Raw genomic sequence first — 23,054 nt, 5'->3', positions numbered from 1 at the left:
CAAAAGGGCATGTTATGGGTATAAGCAGCGGTTATCCTTATCCACTGGGAGCGACGGTTGATAATAGCGGAGTGAATTTTTCGTTATTTTCAGCACATGCCACCAAAGTGGTGTTGTGTATCTTTGATGCCACGGGGGAAATTGAGGTTGCTCAGTACATTATGACTGAGAAAACACGGCAAATTTGGCACTGTCATCTAGCCAATGCTCAAGCTGGGCTTTTGTATGGTTATCGCGTTTTTGGGCCCTATCAACCGCAGCTTGGCCATCGTTTTAATCACCATAAATTGCTCCTCGACCCATATGCAAAAAAGCTGGTTGGAGAGCTAAAATGCCATCCGGCGGTCTATGGTTATGACATTAATGCCCTTGATGAAGATTTGTCATTTGATACTCAAGACAGCGCGCCTTATTTGCCCAAAGCACAAGTGATCGATTATGAGTTTGTTAAAGACATTCCAATCGTACCGCTCAATATTAGTCTGGCTCGAAGCATTATCTATGAGACCCATGTAAAGGGGTTTACTCAACAACATCCACAGGTCGATGCAACAAAAAAAGGCACCTTTGCGGGCCTAGCGAGCAAGCCGATAGTCGATTACTTACAAAATGTTGGTATTACCAGCGTAGAGTTGTTGCCCGTGCATGGCTTTTTCGATGAGCCTTTTTTGATTGAAAAAGGCCTCAATAACTATTGGGGCTATAACAGTATTGCCTTTATGGCGCCTCATTCTGCTTATTTATCTGATGAGGGTGATATTGCTGAGTTTAGGCAAATGGTCTCAACACTTCACGCCGCAGGGATTGAAGTGATCCTCGATGTGGTATTTAACCATACTGCCGAAGGAAACCATTTAGGGCCGACGTACAGTTTTCGCGGTATCGATAATGCCAGTTATTACCGTTTATTGCCTAATGATAAGCGCTTTAATATTAACGATACTGGTTGTGGTAACACCTTTAATCTCAATCATCCGCAAGTATTAATGTTAGTCATGGACTCTTTGCGTTATTGGGTCGAAATTATGGGCGTCGATGGGTTTAGATTTGATCTCGCCAGTTGTCTTGGCCGTGAGGCTTATGGTTTTGATCCCGGAAGTGGATTCTTTGATGCTATTACCCAAGACCCAGTATTGTGCAAGGTTAAGCTCATTGCCGAGCCTTGGGATATTGGCCCCGGTGGTTATCAGCTCGGTAATTATCCAGTGGCATTCAGTGAATGGAATGATCGCTACCGTGATGCAATGCGCCGTTTTTGGCGTGGGGATAGTGGTTTATTACCTGAATTTGCCAAGCGATTTCATGGCTCGAGTGATTTTTTTGAACATAACGGCCGAGGCCCTGCGGCGAGTATTAATTTTATCACCAGTCATGATGGCTTTAGCCTACATGATTTGGTGAGCTACAACGATCGCCATAACTTGGCTAACGGTGAGGATAACCGTGATGGTCATCAAGAAAACTGCAGTTACAACTATGGTATTGAAGGTGAATCTGCCGATGAAGCGATTAATGCCATTCGATCGCGACAAAAACGCAATTTATTAACCTGTTTATTGTTGTCTCAGGGCGTGCCCATGTTGTTGGCGGGAGATGAATCAAGTCAAACACAACAAGGCAATAATAACGCCTATTGCCAAGATAATCCTATCGGCTGGTTTGACTGGGAGCAAATAGATTGGTCGTTAGTGAATTTTACTGCGCAGTTGATCAGCTTGCGCAAACGCTTTCCTATGCTGTGTCACCAAGCTTTTATTCATAAACCAGAAGCCTTATTTGATAACGGTTTAGCTTGGTTTAACCGCCAAGGTGAGGTGATGAATAAATCAAATTGGTGTGAACATCATACCCGTACCTTAAGCGTGATTTTAACCGGTAATCTAGCGGATGCCGACATTGGTGCGGTGGCGGAAAGTACCGAAGCGTTATTATTGATGATTAATGTCGATGAGTTGCCCCACCAATTTACTCTGCCGCAATTACCCCATTTTCGCCATTGGCATTGCTTACTGCATACCCAAGAAAGTGAACCCGAAGTCGATGCTAATAAGCAAGTGAATGTAATCAGTCGTAGTTTAATGCTATTTCATACCGAATTTACTAGGAGTCATTGATGACCACAGCAAAAGATAACGCCAGTGTAAAAAAAACCACTGTGCGTGCCAGTCGCAGTAAAGCTAGCACTAAGGCGACGAGTAAAGAAAATGTCGTGGCGGCCTCGCAAGCTGACAAGGTCGGTAGTGCTCATCATGATCCTTGTGAACCCTGTGACAATTTATCGGCATCACTTGCCCGACATATCCGCTACGGGTTATGTCGTGACGAACATGAACAACATGAGCTTTTTAATGCCGTGGCGCAAAGCGTTAAAGAACAAATGCTCGATAACTGGCGTCAAACACGGATTAAAGACAATCAATATCAACAAAAACAGGTTGCGTACTTATCACTTGAATTTCTAATGGGCCGAGCTCTAGGTAATGCATTGTTGAGTTTAGACATTACTGCTGATGCCCAACAGGTGTTAACCGAATACGCCACCAGCTTAGAAGATATTGAGCAAGTTGAACAAGATGCTGGTCTTGGTAATGGTGGACTTGGGCGCTTAGCGGCATGCTTTTTAGACAGTTGTGCGAGTTTAGACTTATCGGTTACTGGTTATGGGATTCGTTACCAATATGGCATGTTTGCGCAAAAGATTGTCGATGGTTATCAAGTAGAGCGTCCCGATCGCTGGTTACGTCATGGTAACCCATGGGAAGTTCGCCTCTCTAACCGTATTGTTAGCGTGCCTTTTTTTGGTCATACCGAAACTTATGTTGATAAGCATGGACATCGACATCATGTGTGGGCAGATACGCAAAACGTGTTAGCTGTCCCTTATGATATGCCAATCCCAGGATTTAAGAATGGCCGTATCAATACACTGCGTTTATGGAAAGCCGAAGCCAATGACGAATTTGATTTAGCCGAGTTTAACGAGGGCGATTATGCTGAAGCCGTTGCCACTAAAAATTTGGCTGAACAAATCACCATGGTTTTATACCCAAATGATTCGAGTGTGAATGGCAAAGAATTACGACTACGCCAGCAATACTTTTTATCATCAGCCAGTTTGCAAGATTTACTGGCCCGTTACGTTAGTCAATTTGGTGAAGACTTCAGCCAGTTCAGTGAACATAACGTGTTACAGCTTAATGATACTCACCCCAGCATTGCCGTACCTGAGTTAATGCGACTGTTACTGGATAAATACAGTTTGAGTTGGGATGCCGCATGGGCGATTACCAGTCAATCTATGGCCTATACCAATCATACTTTACTGCCCGAAGCGTTAGAGCGCTGGTCGGTACCTATGATGAAAAACATGTTGCCACGCATTGTCGAAATTATCTTCGAAATTAATGCTCGTTATTTAGAACAAGTGGCTCACCATTGGCCGGGAGATATTCAAAAGTTAGCCAGCATGTCGATTGTCGAAGAAGGCCCCGAGCAACATATTAGGATGGCATATTTAGCCATTGTTGCCAGTTTTTCAGTTAACGGTGTGGCGGGCTTGCATACTCAGTTACTCAAACAAGGGCTGTTTAATGACTTTTATCAATTGTGGCCCGATAAATTTAATAATAAAACCAACGGTGTTACCCCAAGGCGTTGGCTTGCGTATTGTAATCCTAAGTTATCGGCACTTATTTGCCGTCGTCTAGGTGACGAATGGATCAATGATTTATCTCGTCTTACCGCACTTAATGCTTTTAGCAGTGACAAGCAGTTCGTTAAAGAATGGGCGCAAATTAAGTTTGAAAATAAACAAGCGCTAAGCACATTTGTGAAGCAGCAATGCGATGTTGAGTTTGACCCACTAATGATGTTTGATGTGCAAGTGAAGCGTATTCATGAATATAAACGTCAGCTCCTGAATATCCTTCATGTGATTCATTTATATCGCCGTATTTTAAGTGGCGATACACAAGATATGGTGCCACGCTGTGTACTCATAGGAGGCAAAGCCGCACCAGGTTACGCCATGGCCAAGCAAATTATTAAACTGGCTAATAATGTCGCTCATATGGTCAATTCCGATCCTTTGGTCACGCCACATTTACGCATGGCATTTTTGCCCAACTATAACGTCAGTGCCATGGAAAAAATATGTCCAGGTACCGATTTATCTGAGCAAATATCTACAGCAGGTAAAGAGGCATCGGGCACAGGAAACATGAAATTCATGATGAATGGAGCCTTAACGATTGGTACTTTAGATGGCGCCAATATTGAGATGCTGGAAGAGGTGGGTGATGATAATTTCTTCTTATTTGGTTTAGATGCTAACCAAGTCGCTCAAGCGCGGATAAATTATCAACCGCAACACATTGTTGAGCATTCAACAGCCCTTAATGGGGTGATGAGTATGCTAAAAAGTGGCCATTTTAATTTGGTCGAACCGGGTATTTTTAACGACATTATCGCTTCAATTATTGATCCTAATGATCAGTGGATGACCGCTGCTGATTTTGACAGTTATTGTTTAGCACAAGAGCAGGTCGCTAAGACGTATCTTGATCAAGATAGCTGGCAAAAAATAAGTATTCGAAATACTGCCGCCAGTGGGCGTTTTTCAAGCGACAACACCATAGCGGGCTACCGTGATGAAATATGGATGAAAAAGTAATACAAGGAAAGTGCAGCGACGCTGTAATTAACGTAAATCGTAGATTAATGTTTGTTTATTGGTGGCTAAGTTGAATAGCCAAATGGAGTCTGCTTATGAGTAATGTTCGTTATATTAGTAATTTAACTCGTGATACCTATGCGTTGATATTAGCGGGTGGTCGAGGTTCTCGGTTGTATGAATTAACCGACTGGCGTGCGAAACCTGCGCTTTATTTTGGTGGTAAGTATCGCATTATCGACTTTCCGTTATCAAACTGTATTAACTCAGGAATACGAAGAGTGGGAGTGGTGACGCAATATAAGTCACATTCTTTAATTCGGCATGTTACTCGTGGCTGGGGTCATTTCAAAAAGGAACTAGGGGAATCGGTTGAGATTTTACCTGCGTCACAGCAAACATCTGGTAACTGGTATCAAGGTACTGCCGATGCGGTATTTCAAAATATTGACATTATTCGGCATGAAATCCCTAAGTATGTGATGATCTTATCTGGCGATCATATTTATCGCATGGATTATGCTGGTTTGCTCGCCGCTCATGCTGAGTCGGGTGCCGATATGACTGTGTGTTGTTTAGAAACCCCAATTGCAGAAGCGGCAGGTGCATTTGGGGTGATGGAAGTTGATAGTGATAATCGGGTCATTGGTTTTGAAGAAAAGCCCGCAGAGCCTAAGCCAACCCCAACTGATCCAGAAAAGTGTTTAGCCTCAATGGGCAACTATGTTTTTAATACTAAATTTTTGTTCGAACAATTAAGAAAAGATGCCAATAACGAAAGCTCAGATCGTGATTTTGGCAAAGATATTATTCCAGCAATTATCAAAACACATAATGTGTTCGCGTTTCCTTTTACAACTTCAGTGTCTGATGAGCCAGCCTATTGGCGCGATGTGGGTACCTTAGATTCATTTTTCCAAGCGAATATGGAGTTATTGTCGCCAACACCAGCATTAAATTTATACGATGCTAAGTGGCCAATTTGGACATATCAGGAACAGCTTCCACCGGCTAAGTTTGTGTTTGATGATGATAATCGCCGCGGTATGGCAGTTGATTCAATCGTTTCCGGCGGTTGTATTATCTCTGGTGCCAAAGTGAAACGAAGCGTGCTATTTGACGAAGTGCGTGTGTGTTCTTATTCCTCAGTCAAAGATTCGGTATTATTACCCGATGTGGTGGTACTGAAGAATTGCAAAATAAAAAATGCCATTTTAGATCGGGGTTGTATTATTCCTGAAGGCATGTCGATTGGTTATAATCAAGAACATGACAAGGCGAGGGGTTTTAGGGTGTCAGAAAAAGGCATTACCTTGGTAACCCGCAAAATGTTAGGTTTAGCGGTTGGCTTTGAATAAGGATCCTAGATGACTCCTGCGAGTGTAAAACGAGTCCTGCTGGTGGCAGCAGAAAATGATGCACTGCATGGCGCTAAAGTTGGGGGCATGGCGGATGTCATCCGTGATTTGCCGCCAGCATTGGTACAATGCGGCGTAATAGCCGATGTGGCCATGCCAAATTATGGCTTCTTAGCGCCACATTATCATGCCGCACACATGGCTGATGTTGAAGTTGATTTTGCTGGCCAGCGCCATACTGTAGCGGTTTATCGCTTGCCAAGACCACAACATAAAGATGCCATCCTTAATGTGGCTGAAGATCAATGGGATGACGCGGTAGCTCAAATCTATCTATTTGATCATCCGCTATTTAATCACCAAGGCCAAGTGTATTGCAGTGGTTCGGCAGACAGACCGTTTGCCGAAGATGCAACCAAGTTTGCACTGTTTTCTCTTAGTGTGGCCACGTGCTTGGTGAATAAATTATTACCACAGTTTGAGGTGTTGCATTTACATGACTGGCACAGTGCAATGGTTGCCATGCTGCGTGGATGCGTAGATGATTTTTCTGCGCTGAGAGCATTACCTTGTGTGTTTACCATTCACAATTTGGCCTTACAAGGGATCCGGCCTTTTATTGGCGATGATTCATCGTTTGCCCATTGGTTTCCGCAATATGTGGGTAAATTAAACCTTATTGCCGATACCAGTATATTTGACCCTCGTTACAGCAATTGTGTTAATCCGATGCGCATGGGCATTGTACTCAGTGACAAAGTGCATTTAGTGTCGCCCAGTTATGCGCAAGAGGTGTTAATGCCATCTGACTATCACAAAGGCTTTTTTGGTGGCGAAGGGTTAGAGGCCGATTTAGTGGTTAAGTCTTTACAAGGTAATGTGGTTGGGATCATTAATGGCTGTGTTTATGATGATGTTAGCCATAAATCTAATCAAGCCCAGCTTACTCAGCAGAGCGAGTATTGGGCGTTATTACTTCAAGCTGAGAATGCCGTCATTAAGTGGCAAACTAAAACAAGCCAGCTGAGTGTATTAGACTCCATTGCGTTAACACGGATCAATCAATCTAAGCAGACTATATTAGCCGACTATCATCACTTAACCGCCCTAAAAAGCAGTGTGTCAGATGATGAGCAACGATTTTTACTGACCTCAGTTGGGCGTTTAACAGAACAAAAAGTGTTGATTCTGTTGCAGCCTTTTAACCCTACTCACGCCACTAAAATTCATGCCTCGGCGAAAACAGTGTTAGAGGCTATTCTCGAATCACTCAAGAAACATCAACCTAATGGCGTGTTTATGTTACTTGGTAGTGGTGATGTGAATATTGCTAATGCATTACAAGCTACCGCAGCACGTTATGATAACTTTGTGTTTTTACATGGTTATGACGAAGCTTTATCTGAGCAACTTTATCGCTTGGGCAGCTTGTTTTTAATGCCCAGTTCATTTGAGCCTTGCGGGATCAGTCAAATGCTCGCGATGCGGGCAGGCCAACCATGCTTAGTTCATGGCGTCGGGGGGCTCAATGATACGATTGAAGATAATGTCAGTGGCTGGGTATTTAACGGTGCAACACTGGCGACACAAGGTGAAGCCTTGGTTGAACGTTTTACTCAAGTGCTCGAGTTATTTGGCAGTGATACTTGGAAGCAAGTGAAACAAAATGCCGCCAAACAACGATTTACCTGGGATGAGGTTGCTAAACAGTATATTGAAAAGTTATATGTGAGCAATTGAGCTATCCAGTCAGTGTCCAAGCGAATCATATTGGATAATGTGACTAGGTAGCACTCAACCGGTTACTCAAATTATTAGCAAACGAGTAGCAGGCAGCTCTTGGCACTCTTTGTATTGATAGCCGCAATTTCTCAATTAGCCAATAAAAAAGCCAATCAAATTGATTGGCTTTTTTGTCTTCCAATAACTACTTAAGCTTGACCTGCTAAATAGCTGACGACTTTATATGGTGCACTTTATCTCGAAGCGTTGTGCTGAGCCATCGAACGATGTTGTCCGTTTGATGACTCATGAGTCTGCTGCTGATATCGTGCTATGACCAATAAATATACCGTCTTGTGTTACTAGTTTAGTGACTAATAGGTATAGCGAAGATCCAAGTAATAGTAACCACCATTAAACCCAAATGGAGTATTGGTGAGCGGGTATATGAAAATTCCGTTAAAGTTATTATCCTCAGGACGTTTCTCTGGATAAGTATCAAACAGGTTTTGTACCCCTAAGGTGACGGCGAGATTATCGGTTGCACGGTAACGAGTACTTAAATCTGTGGTCCATCTTGAGCCATATTCCACTTCACTTGATGAATAACCCACAGTGTAGTTTCCGAAATAACTGAAACGTAAGTTGGTAGTGAAGTCGTCATACTGATGCGTAAAGCCAATGTTAGCAGTGTTTTTAGGATTGGCTTCAGTCATGCGAACAACTTCAATATTATCAAATAGCTCGTCTTCTAAACCATTGAGGATTGAAGGCAACGAAATGGACTCAATTTCAGTTTCTTTGTATGAGTAGGCTAGGTTGGCTTTTAAATCGCCAAATTCACCAAGGTCTATCCCTTGAGTGATAACTAAGTCGACGCCTTGAGTTTTAGTATCAACCGCATTCATAAAGAAGCGAGCCGAGTCGGCATTGGTGCCCTCAAGGATAGCGGCAATCGCCGGTGAACTTTCTTTATCTATAGCGCCTGATAAAATGATTCTGTCATCGACATTAATTTCATAAGCATCTAATGTGACTGCAAAACCATTATTACCCGTGTAAACAATACCTGCACTATAAGAATGTGATTGTTCAGCTTTAAGATCTGGAATACCTAACTCTGATCTAATCGGCGATAACTGATTAAAGGTGCCTGATTCTCTAGGAATAAACTCACCAGTGACAGGATCGGGATCAAAAAAGGTCGATACGTTAGTAAAATACAGTTGCTGCACACTGGGTGCACGGAACCCCGTGTCGGTGGTTAACCTAAGTGCCAGACTGTCCGTCAGCTCATAACGGCCAGATAGCTTCCAGCTGGTGTTGCTACCAAAGTCAGAGTAATCTTCATAACGCACTGCTGCTGCCCAATAAAAATCTTCGGTGAGTTGGTTTTCTAGTTCAATATACAGTCCCAGGTTAGTGCGGTCTTCATCGACTTCAGACTCTTTGGTAAAACCACCAAAACCTTGGCTACCGCCGGATTTCCCTTGGTAATCGCCTTTGATATACGACTCTTCTTGGCCTGCATCAATTTGATAGCCACTTTGACGCCATGTCACGCCCATCGCGACTAATAAGTCTGAGTCATTAGCAAAATCATAGTAGCTTGAAGCATCGACATTAAGATTAAGTTCACTGGTAGACAGAGTTCCTGCATCAAAGCTTGTTGGGCTAATAGGGCCGAGCGAGGCATTGATACTGTTTTCTAAGGTATATTCAAAACTGTTGCTACCAAAACCAGCCGATGAGTCAACTTGCCATTTCCCCAACTCAAACTCATAACCGGTTACTAAAGAGTAATCGATAATTTCTGGGCTTATTTGCGGTAAAAATCCGTCTGGATAGACTTCAATCACGTTGCGAGAATCAAGTGCGCGACGATAAAAAGCGCCTGAACTTGAGTTACGTTTGCTAATGCCACCAAAGGCATAAAGCTTACCCTTGGTATCTAACCCTTGTTCAGCATTCAAAAATAAGCCGTAGTTATCATAGTCACTGTCGCCAACATGATGGTTTTTACGATCGAATGTGGCTTCACGGGGATCAGGACTGCCGTCGGCTAATGTTGGATATTGCTGGCGAGTATCAAAGCCCGCTCTGTTGGTGGAGTTTTTCTGATGAGCCTCTAAAGAGACGTTCACAAAACCTTCGTCACTGAAGCTAAAGCCTTGGTTTACGCCTAAACGAACTTGTTCACCATCACCTTCATAGGTTTGACCTACTTGAGTCGTAATGCTGCCGCCTTGGTCACTGTCTTTCAGTACAACGTTAATCACCCCAGCGATAGCGTCAGATCCATAAAGTGCAGAGGCACCGTCACGTAAAATTTCAATTCGCTTAATGGCTGTCATCGGAATAGCATTTAAATCAACGTTTGACGAACCTTTGCCTAAGGTTCCGGCCAAATGCACTAATGCCGAACCATGACGGCGTTTACCATTAACCAACACTAAGGTGTGATCCGGTGACATCCCGCGAAGGCTTGCTGGACGCACAGCGTCACTGCCGTCGGTAATTGATGAAAATGGGAAGCTATAACTTGGTGCCGCAAATTGTAATGCTTTGGCCGTTTCAGTAATCCCGGTGGCTTCAAGTTGTTCGGAGGTAATAATATCGACAGGTGTTGCACTGTCTGTAGCGGTACGAAGGGCGATACGCGAGCCAATGACCTGAATGCGCTCTAGGTTTTCACCTTCCTCTGCAGCGATGGCTACAGGAGCTGAAATACTGCCAATAACGGCCAAACAAACGAGACTTTTATACATTAGTAATCCTGCGATAACGTTATAGTAAACTTTGTAACATTATAGGACATTTTCGCTGATGCATAGGAGTACTAACTGCTGACTTAGTTAGTCTAATCAGTCATATGTCATGACACTCTGGTCTAGTTGAACACTTAGTGGCGTTCATTTATTAACCATTAAACCGCGCAAACAATAAATGCCTGCGATCAGTCACAGGCATTTATTGTAGATGATGTGATTGCTGTTAAGCGGCTCTTAGTTGGGTAAGCTTGCTTGGTGGGATGAGATAAAAGCTGCCATCGCTTGTTCGGCGCGATCTTGTGCTGATGCCCAAGTATCGGTATTGGTCATGGTTTCGACTATTTCGTAATAGCACTTAATTTTAGGTTCAGTGCCAGAGGGACGAACTATTACGCGTGCGCCATTTGCTAAAGCATAAATTAATACATCACTGCTGGGCAGATCAATGGCGTGTTTGCTGCCATCGGCGCAAGTACGCTGTAGGCTTTTTAAATCATCGCTAGACACCACAGCGAACTCACCAATGGTAAGTGGTGGGTTTTCACGTAAAAACTCACCAATATTGGGGGTGTCAGGCTTAAGCGCAATACTGACTTGGGCATTAAGATGAAACCCGTGTTGGCGATAAATCTGTTCTAATCTGTCCCAGATGGTTTGGCCATTGGCGGCAAGCTCTGCAGTGAGTTGCGCAAAGGCAACAATGGCCGATAAGCCATCTTTATCCCACACTAAGTTACCTATGGTATAACCGAGTGCTTCTTCATACGCGAATAAAAATTGGTTATCTTGTTGATGCTGACTAATACCGACATTCATCAGCCATTTAAAACCTGTTAGCGTAGTGTAGCTTTGGGCACCGAACTCAGAGGCGATTTTAGACAATAGGCTTGATGACACTATGGTTGTGCCGTTGAGTTGTTGATTTTTAGGGGCGTGGCTGAGTAAGTAATGACCCAATAAAACCCCGACTTGATCGCCAGTTAGCATTTTATATTCACCATCTGCTGTACGTACAGCAACAGCAAAGCGGTCTGCATCAGGATCATTGGCACAAGCCAGAGTCGCCTTGTGCTTTTTTGCCTCAGCAATCACTAAGTCCATGGCGCCTTTTTCTTCCGGGTTGGGGAAGTTAACTGTCGGAAAGTCACCATCAGGTTCACGTTGCGCGGCTACCGAATACACCTGAGTAAATCCAGCATCTTTTAACACAGTTTCAGCCATGTCGGCGCCCACACCATGCATTGCGGTATACGCTAAACTGACTTTATCTTGGCCATTGCGATATTGCAGCTCTTTGGCATCAAATATTCCCTGGCGATAGGCTTGGTAAAAATCGTCTTGCAACCAATTCAGCTTTTGTTGTGCAATGGCATCATCTAAGGCTAAAAACGGCATAGCTTGAGTGGCTGCACGAGTGATTTGGGCAGCAATTCCGCTGTCGTGAGGTGGAATAATCTGTGCGCCATTTTCCCAATAGACTTTATAGCCATTGTATTGTGGTGGGTTATGGCTGGCTGTTACCACAATACCCGCGGCAGCATTAAGATGTTTTACCCCAAAAGCGACTAATGGCGTGGCGGCAACTTTATGAGTCAAGTACACGTTAATGCCCATGGCAGTTAGTACACTCGCCGCATCGTGGGCAAAATCATAAGAATCGTGGCGACCATCGTAACCAATTACCACACCGCGCTCGGCAGCATTGTTAATCTGCTCGAGTAAGTAAGCACCCAAACCGGCAGTGGTTTGGCGAATAACTAAACGGTTCATCGCCATTGGCCCAACACCAACTTCACCTCGAAGCCCTGCAGTGCCAAAGGCTAAACGGCCTGCAAAGCGAGCGGCAAGTTCAGTTTCATTGTTTGAATCAATGAGTGCTTGCAGTTGCGCGCGAGTTTTTGGGTCGGGGTCTTTGTTGAGCCAATGGTTAATTTGATGTTGAAGATGGGTATTCATGAATCACCTCATTGATAATCATTTTCAATAACAGTAGGAAAATCGCGCCACGAGAACAAGTGAATTCGTTACCAAATGAATAAAAATAACAATTTGTATTCATGATTTCTACGCTTAGTCTACATGCTTGAACGTAATCATTAGTCTATAAACAAACAGTTGCCGCTAAATATGAAACCTCTAAAGCAAGTATTACAACCTCTAAAGTGAATATACAAATCCATAGCGTTAAGCGTGCATTACAAGCAAGAGCATTGTCGCCTAGACAAGATACAAAAAAGGCTTGTGAGGGTTATCAACAAGCCTTTTTGTGACAGGATCAAAATCTATTTTGTTTCAGCAGCATAATTTTGTGGGAAAAAAGCACGTTTTGCGGCTTCATCAAATTCTGATTTAAATACAATATCTTTACCCATGTCTCTGGCTCGTGCAACGGCTGGACGATTGTTGATACTGTTAAACCAGCGTTGAACATTCGGGTAAGTGGCCAGTGCATCTTGACCTAATACATAGCCGATTTTATCAACCCAACCCCATGCAGCAATATCGACAATGCTCAATGCATCACCCACGATAAACTCACGGTTATTAAGATGTGCGTCAAGGACTTGGTAATGACGTTGAGTTTCACGTTGATAACGGTTTGTAGCGTAAGCTATTTTCTCAGGTGCATGGTGGGTGAAATGTACACATTGACCAGAATAAGGTCCTAAACCAGTGGCGACAAACATTAACCAAGATAATAGCTCCCCTCGATTTTCAGGCTTGCCAGCTAATTGACCTGTTTTGTCTGCAAGGTATAAAAGAATGGCACTTGAATCGAATACGCGCACGCCATTATCTTCAATAGCAGGGGTTTTGCTGTTGGGGTTAATCGCTTTAAACTCCGCAGTATGTTGCTCACCTTTTAAGGTATCCACTGGCACGAGCTCAAACTCGAGAGCTGTTTCTTCAAGGAACAGCGCAATTTTCATTGGGTTAGGGCCTGGATGGAAATAAAATTTAATCATGTGAACTCCTTATAAGTAAGAAGTGTATTAAAACAGTTTTTGAACGAATGCTCAAATTAATTTGATCGATCGCTCAAAATTGATAGGAAGACGATAGGGTATTGTTATTATGTAATTAAATATACGGGAGAGCACTGTAACTTGATTGCAGTGAAAGCGATGGCCTTTAAAGCCTGATTATCTTTTTTAGGAGTTGTTTTAAGCAGTGTGTGACTGTTTTATCTAAAGTAGAGGCTATGACAGGGCGTTATTTCAGGTAAGTAATCAATAACGCGGCAGCACTAAAAACAATCCGATTGCTGACAAGTCAACAATCGCTATCATCTAGTGTTGTAAGTCTTGGTATAACGAATGATTATCGACACCTGTTTTTACTGATTCAGACTCGCCAACAAAGGCAATATTTTGCTGACTTTATCAAAACTTTCTTGGTACTCAGCGTCGGCATTTGAATCAGCGACAATGCCACCGCCAGCCCAACAGTAAATACGGTTATTTTCGGTGACTAAAGTGCGAATGGTAATACTGGTATCCATATTACCGTTTTGACTGATATAACCAATACTCCCACAATAGACATTTCGTCGTGATGGCTCTAACTCTTCAATGATTTCCATGGCGCGAATTTTTGGTGCGCCAGTAATTGAACCGCCAGGAAAGGCTGCTTGGAGTAAATCAAATGCATTTTTATCTTGTGCCAGTGTGGCACTTATGGTGCTGACCAAATGGTGTACTGCAGGGAAACTTTCAATCGCAAATAATGTCGGTACCTTAACCGAGCCGGGCGCCGCGACTTTGCTAATGTCATTGCGTAACAGATCAACAATCATAACATTTTCAGCGCGATCCTTTTCGGATGCAAGTAATGCTGCTGCAGCTTGTTGATCCAAAAGCGGATCTTGATGTCGAGGTAACGTGCCTTTTATCGGTTTAGTTTCAATCTGCTGGTCGCTTAGTTTAATAAAGCGTTCTGGCGAAATAGACAGAATACAATGATGTTCAAGGCGTATAAACGCTGAAAAAGGGCCTTGATTCGCCGTGGATAATGCACAGTAAGCTTGCCATTCATTACCTTGATATTGCGCCTCAAATCGTTGGGTTAAATTGATTTGGTAACAATCACCGCTGAGCAAATACTCTTGAACACGTGCAAACTTATGTTGATATTGTTCAGCGCTAATGTGGTTAACCCATGGTGTGGTTAATTGAAAAGCAGGCAAGCTGGATGTCTGTTTTAGATTATGCTCTATTTTTGATTGAATTAAATTCAACTCATACTCAAGTGCGCCGCAGCCGTCGAAATGGTATGCGTACCAAGACTTTTCTGCGTAATCATATATCAGGGCGAAATCATAAAATCCAACATTCATATCATTAAGATGAATATCTTTAACCGCTATTTCAGGCAGGTTTTCAATATCTCGACCCAAATCATAACCCAATGCCCCAAGTGCACCGACACTAAAAGGGTGCAGAGATCCTTGCGCACAAGGATAAAGACGAGCATGCAGTTGCGCTAATGTTTCAAATGGACTGGCTTGCTGATTGATATTGATATTAAGCGCGATTATTTTTGGATGTTTAGCATTAAATGAGCAAATTCCGTCATGGCTAGTTAAGGTTGCGATAGGATTAAACCCAATAATGTCGAAAGTGGCATCTTGGTGCGGCGCATTGGCGGAGTCGAGTAATGTCGCCCATGGCTGGTGGCTAAAAAGTGAAAATAGCGCCTTAGTGTCTATTTTCCAATCCAGTTTTTGCATAAAAAGTGCGTTTTTTGCCCGCGCAGACATCGATAACCCTTATCTAAAATGTGATGTAGCCCAAAAAGGATGGAAAGAGTATCATATTGGCCTTAATAGTTAATATTAAATCGATTCTAATAAAAACGATAACCATGTTAGGCCGCAATGGCTGCTGGAGCGCCCCATATGTCGACGAATACCACATCTCACTCTACAACTGAATCTTCAATGTCTAGTCAAGCGGTTGTGATTAAACAAGCGGACTTTATTGAAAGTATCGCAGATTCTTTGCAATACATTTCCTATTACCATCCCAAAGACTTTGTTGATGCAATGAACAAGGCTTATGAGCGTGAACAAAGCGCTGCGGCTAAAGATGCCATAGCTCAAATCTTGATTAACTCGCGTATGTCTGCTGAAGGTAAACGTCCTTTATGTCAAGACACCGGAATTGTGACTACCTTTGTTAAAATTGGTATGTCGGTTCAGTGGGACAAAACCGATATGACCGTTCAAGAAATGGTCGATGAAGGTGTTCGTCGTGCTTACACTAATCCAGATAATCCTTTACGTGCATCAATTGTGTCAGATCCTGCTGGCGCACGTAAAAACACTAAAGACAATACTCCGTCTGTGGTGCATATTGATATGGTTGCGGGCAACCAAGTTGAAGTGATGATTGCCGCTAAAGGTGGTGGCTCAGAGAATAAATCTAAAATGGCTATGCTTAACCCGTCTGATGACATTGCTGCTTGGGTTGAAAAAACCTTACCAACAATGGGCGCGGGTTGGTGTCCACCGGGTATGTTAGGCATAGGTATTGGTGGCACAGCTGAAAAAGCGGCTGTACTGGCAAAAGAGTCATTAATGGAATCGATTGATATCCATGAATTAATGCAACGTGGTGCGGTTACAACTGAAGAGAAGCTGCGTTTAGACATTTTTGAACGAGCAAACAATTTAGGTATTGGTGCACAAGGTTTAGGCGGTTTAACCACAGTGCTGGATGTTAAAATTAAGTCTGTGCCGACCCATGCCGCTTCAAAACCTGTGGTGATGATCCCTAACTGCGCCGCAACGCGTCATGTTCATTTTCATTTAGATGGCACAGGTCCTGTGGATTTAGTGCCACCATCGTTATCTGATTGGCCTGAGATCACTCGTGAAGCGGGTGAGAATACTCATCATGTGAATTTAGACACCATCACTCAAGCCGAAATTGAAACGTGGAAAAGTGGTGATACCTTACTACTCAACGGTAAAATGCTGACTGGCCGTGATGCTGCTCATAAACGCATTCAAACGTTACTTGAGTCTGGTGAAGGTTTACCTGAAGGCGTCGACTTTACGGGTAAATTTATTTATTACGTGGGCCCAGTTGATCCTGTCGGCAATGAAGTGGTCGGCCCAGCCGGTCCTACAACCGCCACTCGCATGGATAAGTTTACAGACATGATGTTAGACCAAACAGGCCTTATGGGGATGATTGGTAAGTCTGAACGCGGTCCTGAAACCGTTGCTTCGATTAAAAAGCACAAAGCGGTGTATTTAATGGCCGTTGGCGGTGCAGCATATCTAGTGTCTAAAGCGATCAAGAAGTCACGCGTGGTGGCATTTGAAGACTTAGGCATGGAAGCCATTTACGAGTTTGACGTACAAGATATGCCGGTAACTGTTGCGGTTGATACCAATGGTGTCAATGCACACGAAACCGGTCCGGCGATTTGGAAAATTAATATCGCGAACAGTAAAGCAACAAAGTAAGCGATAAACACGACTGTGCTTATGTTTAAGCCATATGTGTCAATGTGATCTAACGCTCGGGTTTACAGCTTTTTACAAAAGGCATGTTGCCTGAGCGTTTTGCTTTGGTTAGTCTGCAATACACATTTTATGATTACGCGTTAGTCGAGTTGTATCTAGCTCAACGCGCACTCATGTTTTTATTTAAACAACTGAGACAAGATAACAATGAAAAAGTCTTCTGTATTATTTGCATTGGTAGCTGCTGGTTTGGCTACATCAGTTTATGCGGCAGAGCCCACCGCCTTTAACGTTCAACAATTAGTTAAGCTAAATAAGTTGCATTCGGCAGCCGTTTCAAATGATGGCAAAACCATGGTTTACGGCGTCAAAGTGGTTGATGATAAAGGCGAGGCTAACTCGGATCTTTACCTGCTCGATTTGAGCGATAAAAATGCTAAGCCAAAACAACTGACTTCTGCCGCCGGAACTGAGCATGATGTCAGTTTTTCGCCTGATGGAAAATCAATTTACTTTCTTGCTAGCCGCACTGGAAGCAGCCAATTGTATCAACTGGCGCTAAATGGTGGTGAAGCGATAGCGATTACTGATTTACCTTTAGACATTAATGGCTACAAATTGTCTAACGACGGCAAACAGCTTGTCATGACCCTGCGGGTATTTCCAGAGTGTAAAGACTTAGCCTGTTCAAAAGAGATGTTTACCGCAGAAGCTGAACGTAAAAGCACTGGACGGTTATATAAGCAGCTAATGGTCCGTCATTGGGATACATGGGAAGATCACGCGCGTAATCATTTATTTGTGGCTTCACTCGATGGTGAAAAAGTCACCACCGCGATTGATGTTACAGCCGGTCGCGATACTGAAACGCCGCCTAAGCCTTTTTCAGGCATGGAAGAAGTAACCTTCACCGCAGATGGCAAATTCGTTGTCTATAGTGCTAAAGCGCCCAGTAACGATCAAGCATGGACCACCAACTATGACTTATGGCAAGTGCCAATAGCGGGCGGTGAAACGGTTAATTTAACCCCAGACAACAAAGCGTGGGACTCACAACCAACATACTCAGCCGACGGCCGTTATCTGGCTTATTTAGCCATGACTAAGCCTGGTTATGAAGCTGATCGCAACCGCATTATGTTACGTGACAATGTCACTGGCCAAGAAAAAGAAGTCGCTCCATTATGGGATCGTAGCCCAAGTTCGCTCAATTTCAGCGCCGATGGCCGCACGTTATATGTGACGGCGCAAGATCTTGGTCAAGTGACACTGTTTGAAGTCAATACCCAATTTGGCGATGTGCGTCCGATTTATAATCAAGGTAGTAACAGCTTAATTGCGGTCGCCAATAATAAATTGTTCTTCCAAAAATCGACATTAGTTGAACCCGGTGATGTATACAGTGTGACTTTAGAAGGTGAGCGATTGACTAAGCTGACTGATGTCAACAAAGACAAATTAGCCAATATTACCTTTGGGGAATTTGAACAGTTTAACTTTAAAGGTTGGAACGATGAAACCGTTCATGGCTACTGGATTAAACCAGTTAACTATGAAGAAGGTAAAAAATACCCGATTGCTTACCTCGTTCACGGCGGCCCACAAGGCTCATTTGGCAACAGTTTTAGCAGCCGCTGGAATGCGCAGCTATGGGCTGGTGCTGGATACGGTGTGGTGATGGTCGACTTCCATGGTTCTACCGGATATGGCCAAGCGTTTACTGACTCAATAGGTAAAGATTGGGGCGGTAAACCACTTGAAGATCTTAAAAAGGGTATGGCTGCCGTGACGACTCAGCAACCTTGGTTAGATGCGAGCAATGCATGTGCCCTAGGTGGTTCTTACGGTGGTTATATGATGAACTGGTTCCAAGGCAAGTGGAACGATGGTTTCAAGTGCTTAGTTGATCATGCCGGTTTGTTTGATATGCGTTCTATGTATTATGTCACTGAAGAATTATGGTTCCCTGAATATGAATTTGGTGGTCCATACGATCAAAACAAAGAGCTATATGAAAAGTTTAACCCAGCTAATTATGTTGAAAACTGGAAAACTCCGATGCTGGTTATTCACGGTGAAAAAGACTACCGCGTACCTTATGGCCAAGGCTTAGCCGCATTTACCTTGATGCAACGTAAAGGTATTCCATCTGAGCTACTGGTATTCCCGGATGAGAACCATTGGATCTTAAATCAAGATAATCTACAGCTATGGTACAAGAATGTGCTTGGCTGGATGGATCGTTGGACGGCTAAATAGGTTTTATACCTTATCTGCAATTTTAGACTCAGTCCTGTGTTGATATCAGCGACCTAGTCATTACACAGATGAGTATTAACGGTCAAATAAAAGGGATGTTGCTACTGGCAACATCTCTTTTTTGTTGTACGCTATTTTATGGCCTAATATCAGCGGTTATTACAGGATTAACATGAAAGCATGAGTGGCTGGTTAATCTTGGTGTTGCGAGTGAATATTATCGCCTCAATAGCAAGGGATTTTATCGACGACCAACCAGTGCCTAAACATGAATATTTTTCAGTTATCTAATTTGGCTCAATGTTAGTATTTTTCATCTTTGGCCAATATGCATACCAGTGGCGGGTTAGTATTTTTAGTACAGACAAGGTGATTCGCCAAAGCGGTTAGTAGATTAAAGCATCAGTTAGTGGCTAATGTGTGCAATATCGTGAAATAAAATTACTTAGCGCCTCATTTTTCGTGGATTATAATTAAACGGTTAAAGAGGTTAAATAGATGTTCCATTAGTTTTTGTATTGTAAAATGGCCTATCAAATATAAAAAATTTCATTTGGGAAATGTCTGGGTTTCAGCTACATTAGCGCCCTCAGAATCGAGCTTTAAATCAGGTAATATTAAGAGGGTGCAGTCAGTGGATTTTATGCTTTATATCAAGTTCTTTTTAGGACTGTTAGCCATCATTAACCCAGTAGGGTTATTGCCTGTATTTGTGAGCTTAACCAGCCATCAAACTGAAGTTGAGCGCCGCCATACCAACCGAGTGGCTAACTTTGCTGTTGTGGTGATTTTATTAGTCACTATGATAGCCGGTCAGCATATTCTGAGTATGTTCAGTATTTCATTGTCTGCATTTCGTATTGCTGGTGGTAGCTTGATATGTATTATTGCGATGTCGATGCTGCAAGGTAAGATCAGTGAAGTAAAACGTAACCAAGAAGAAGATCGTGAGTCTTCTGGGATGGAATCTGTTGCTGTGGTGCCATTAGCGTTGCCTTTGATGGCAGGTCCTGGCGCCATTAGCTCGGTGATTGTGTTTGCCGCAGAGCATAATAAGATGGTTAACTTCGTTGGCATGTTCTTAACTATTGTGACCATAGGCCTTGTCAGCTGGGCTTTATTTCGTATGGCGCCAGTATTGTTTAAGTTACTCGGAAAAACCGGCATTAACGTTATTACCCGTTTAATGGGACTATTAATGTTGTCATTAGGCATTGAAGTCATTGCCGCAGGAGCTAAAGGCCTTTTCCCCACATTAATCGGTTAGTTCACTGATAAGTTGCTGAGCATTTGTGCAAACGCTTGATAGTCGGGTTTTTTAGCTTGACCCGCTATCGGCATTTGCGTAAAGTACGCCTCGATTAGCAATACTGCGACTAAGCTTGATGCAGTTTTGTATGTGAGAACTAATATATAGCCTCAATGTAATCAGATATTAAAGATTGGCTTTTTATCATATGACTTTGCTGTTATTGATAAAAATTCAGTCAAAAAATTGGTGAGCTGGCTGAGTGGCTGAAGGCGCACGCCTGGAAAGTGTGTTTAGGTTTATCCCTAACGAGAGTTCGAATCTCTCGCTCACCGCCATATTATGAAAAAAGACGTCTTCGGACGTCTTTTTTCATTTGTATTTTTAAATAAAACCACGACATTTGGGTGATGCTAGTTCTCTCCCTTGTCTACCATGCTATTTTATCGCATGCCTTATCTTTACTTGGTGTTAGCGCTTGTTATGCGCAGCCTCTATAATGCTTTATTCTTATTCTACTACTGAGACCCACTTTCATGCCTTTTTCGACACTTGGATTACGCGACACGATTGTCAATGCCCTACATGAAGTGGGATACAGTCAACCAACACCAATCCAACAACAAACTATTCCGGTTATTTTACGGGGTAAAAACCTGCTTGCGGCCGCGCAAACCGGTACCGGTAAAACCGCCAGTTTTGTGTTACCAATATTGGAGCGCTTAGCCGACAGTGAAATGCAGCGTAAAAAGCGTATTAGGGCATTAATTTTAACCCCAACACGTGAACTGGCTGTGCAAATACAAGCCAATATTGTGCATTATGCTAAGTTCTTACCGTTAACATCATTTGCGATTTACGGTGGTGTTGATGAAAAACCGCAAAAACAAGCATTAATCGAGGGTGTCGATATTCTGGTTGCAACCCCAGGACGTTTACTCGACTTATATACTCAACGTGCTGTGCACTTTGATGAAGTTGAAGTCTTGGTTCTGGATGAAGCAGATAGAATGCTCGACATGGGCTTTATTGAAGACATTAATAAAGTGATTGATAAGTTACCTTCTGAGCGCCAAAGTTTATTGTTCTCAGCCACCTTATCAAACCAAGTTCGTGCGTTAGCGAAAACGGCCATTAAGCGCCCAGTAGAAATTTCAGTGATTGCTGATCGCGATTCAGCACCAAAAATCGAACAGTGGTTAACCACAGTAGATAAAGACAAAAAATCTGCTTTATTAAGTCATTTAATTAAAACAGAAGAGTGGAACCAAGCGCTGATATTTATCGAAACCAAACAAGGTGCGGCCAAGTTGGTCAGTCAGCTTGAAAAACGTGACATTAGCGCTGAATGCATTCACGGTGGCAGAAGTCAGCCAGTACGTGAGCAAATTCTAGCTGATTTTAAATCAGGTAACATTAAATACTTAGTGGCAACCGGCATTGCGGCCCGCGGTATAGATATTGATGATTTATCTCGTGTTATCAATTACGATTTACCTTTTCCTGCCGATGATTACATTCATCGTATTGGCCGAACAGGTCGCGCGGGAGCTGCTGGTGTGGCAATTTCTTTTGTGTCAAATGATGACTTTAAAAATCTGTGTATGATTGAAAGTCGTTTAGGGCATTTAATTGAACGCAAGGTCATCGAAGGTTTTGAACCAAAAAAACCGATCCCAATTTCGGTATTGAATTTTATGCCTAAGAGTCGTCAACATAAATCAACCCCCGATACTGACAGACCCACGCTTAGTTTAGGTAAGTCGAAAACGGCTCCAGCTGATTTTAGAAAAACCAAAACCACCAAAGCAGCGACAAGCACTAAAGGCGGTAAAGTGAATCCATGGAATATCTAACCTAGACTGAGTCAAAGGTTAATTCGTCTCTGATTAAAGCGGAATGTCTATTCCGCTTTTTTGTGTCGATGCTTTTTGTGTCGATAAAAAAGAGGCTAGGGGAGTCTGGCGACAGCACAAACCGAATGGCTATGGTTAACACTGCAAACTGCTTTTGCTGTCTAGGGTACGGTTTACCATCAAAACAGCCATGAGGCCTGGTAACATTGCCCTGATATGGCTAACCTCCAACGCTTTTGTTAAACCAATTGAGCCAATGAAACTAATTACGCTAGTTCAACTCATTAAGCTATAAGCGCCAAGAAAATCTTTGAATTACTTTGGGGCTTGTACGCTACCTTTGTGCACCAAGTCCGCTGACTGTGACATTGATAACGTCATTATTGTTGTTCCAGATAATATCGATGAGTAATTGTCGCTGTTAACGGCTGTCTGCAATTACCAACGTTGAGCATTATAGGTAATCTCATCTTAATAAGATGCAACCTGCTCACTGATAGCTTTCAGCATTAGTGGCCTTTGTGCCATTAAGATCTAGGTAGTAGGGATAGTGGTCATATTGAAGGTCTGCCATTGGCGATGGGCACGGCTGCACAAATGTAACCAAATACCTTGTAGTAGGCCGTTATAGCATCGATAGCGTAAGATTTTATGTCACAAAAGATGTCTGCTTGCTGCAAATAAGTCACGAA

At 43.0% G+C, this 23,054-nt stretch carries 12 protein-coding genes and 1 tRNA gene; 9 read left to right on the top strand and 4 right to left on the bottom strand.

The window, feature by feature from the left end:
* The first annotated feature begins 14 nt into the window (after positions 1 to 14).
* The 4 genes from glgX (at position 15) to ACED29_RS01095 (ending at position 7,770) form a co-directional block, all read left to right on the top strand.
* Complete coding sequence (gene glgX, locus ACED29_RS01110) at positions 15 to 2,114, top strand: glycogen debranching protein GlgX (protein WP_371696768.1); 2,100 nt, start codon at positions 15 to 17, stop codon at positions 2,112 to 2,114.
* Positions 2,114 to 4,672: a glycogen/starch/alpha-glucan phosphorylase gene (locus ACED29_RS01105; protein ID WP_371696766.1), complete on the top strand. Its 2,559-nt coding sequence runs from the start codon at positions 2,114 to 2,116 to the stop codon at positions 4,670 to 4,672. The genes glgX and ACED29_RS01105 overlap by 1 nt, the downstream gene beginning before the upstream one ends.
* 95 nt (positions 4,673 to 4,767) lie before the next feature.
* Positions 4,768 to 6,030, top strand: coding sequence for a glucose-1-phosphate adenylyltransferase (gene glgC / locus ACED29_RS01100; RefSeq protein ID WP_124014731.1), 1,263 nt, complete (start codon positions 4,768 to 4,770; stop codon positions 6,028 to 6,030).
* Positions 6,031 to 6,039: 9 nt separating this feature from the next.
* Entirely contained in the window at positions 6,040 to 7,770 is a 1,731-nt protein-coding gene (locus ACED29_RS01095; protein ID WP_371696764.1) for a glycogen synthase, read from the top strand.
* 356 nt (positions 7,771 to 8,126) lie between these two features.
* Here the strand turns inward: ACED29_RS01095 and ACED29_RS01090 are convergent, their stop codons facing one another.
* From ACED29_RS01090 to pabB, 4 genes are all read right to left on the bottom strand, one after another.
* Entirely contained in the window at positions 8,127 to 10,520 is a 2,394-nt protein-coding gene (locus tag ACED29_RS01090) for a TonB-dependent siderophore receptor (protein WP_124014733.1), read from the bottom strand.
* Positions 10,521 to 10,757: 237 nt separating this feature from the next.
* A complete protein-coding gene (locus ACED29_RS01085) occupies positions 10,758 to 12,479 on the bottom strand; it encodes a phospho-sugar mutase (protein WP_371696763.1) in 1,722 nt (573 codons plus the stop codon).
* Positions 12,480 to 12,805: 326 nt separating this feature from the next.
* Positions 12,806 to 13,489, bottom strand: coding sequence for a glutathione S-transferase family protein (locus ACED29_RS01080; RefSeq protein ID WP_124014735.1), 684 nt, complete (start codon positions 13,487 to 13,489; stop codon positions 12,806 to 12,808).
* Between the two features lie 371 nt (positions 13,490 to 13,860).
* Positions 13,861 to 15,282: an aminodeoxychorismate synthase component I gene (pabB, locus tag ACED29_RS01075; protein WP_371696762.1), complete on the bottom strand. Its 1,422-nt coding sequence runs from the start codon at positions 15,280 to 15,282 to the stop codon at positions 13,861 to 13,863.
* 180 nt (positions 15,283 to 15,462) lie between these two features.
* Here pabB and ACED29_RS01070 point away from each other — a divergent pair, with 180 nt between their 5' ends.
* The 5 genes from ACED29_RS01070 to ACED29_RS01050 all read left to right on the top strand — a co-directional run bounded on the left by ACED29_RS01070 (position 15,463) and on the right by ACED29_RS01050 (position 22,362).
* The gene (locus ACED29_RS01070) at positions 15,463 to 16,998 is read left to right on the top strand and encodes a fumarate hydratase (RefSeq protein ID WP_124015022.1); all 1,536 of its coding nucleotides are present in this window, start codon (positions 15,463 to 15,465) and stop codon (positions 16,996 to 16,998) included.
* 207 nt (positions 16,999 to 17,205) lie between these two features.
* Positions 17,206 to 19,257, top strand: a complete 2,052-nt coding sequence (locus ACED29_RS01065) for a prolyl oligopeptidase family serine peptidase (protein WP_371696761.1) — start codon at positions 17,206 to 17,208, stop codon at positions 19,255 to 19,257.
* A 634-nt stretch (positions 19,258 to 19,891) separates the two neighbouring features.
* Entirely contained in the window at positions 19,892 to 20,524 is a 633-nt protein-coding gene (locus ACED29_RS01060) for a YchE family NAAT transporter (RefSeq protein ID WP_182742455.1), read from the top strand.
* Positions 20,525 to 20,754: 230 nt separating this feature from the next.
* Positions 20,755 to 20,844: transfer RNA gene (locus tag ACED29_RS01055), tRNA-Ser, on the top strand.
* 198 nt (positions 20,845 to 21,042) lie between these two features.
* On the top strand, positions 21,043 to 22,362 hold the full coding sequence (locus ACED29_RS01050) for a DEAD/DEAH box helicase (RefSeq protein WP_182722848.1): 1,320 nt from the start codon (positions 21,043 to 21,045) through the stop codon (positions 22,360 to 22,362).
* The last annotated feature ends 692 nt before the right edge of the window (positions 22,363 to 23,054 follow it).

It is taken from the genome of Shewanella sp. 5S214 (genome assembly GCF_041439795.1).
GTDB classification, from domain to species: domain Bacteria; phylum Pseudomonadota; class Gammaproteobacteria; order Enterobacterales; family Shewanellaceae; genus Shewanella; species Shewanella vesiculosa.
Note: the sequence above shows the minus strand (reverse complement) of the source record. Positions and strands in the feature narration are given on the sequence as shown.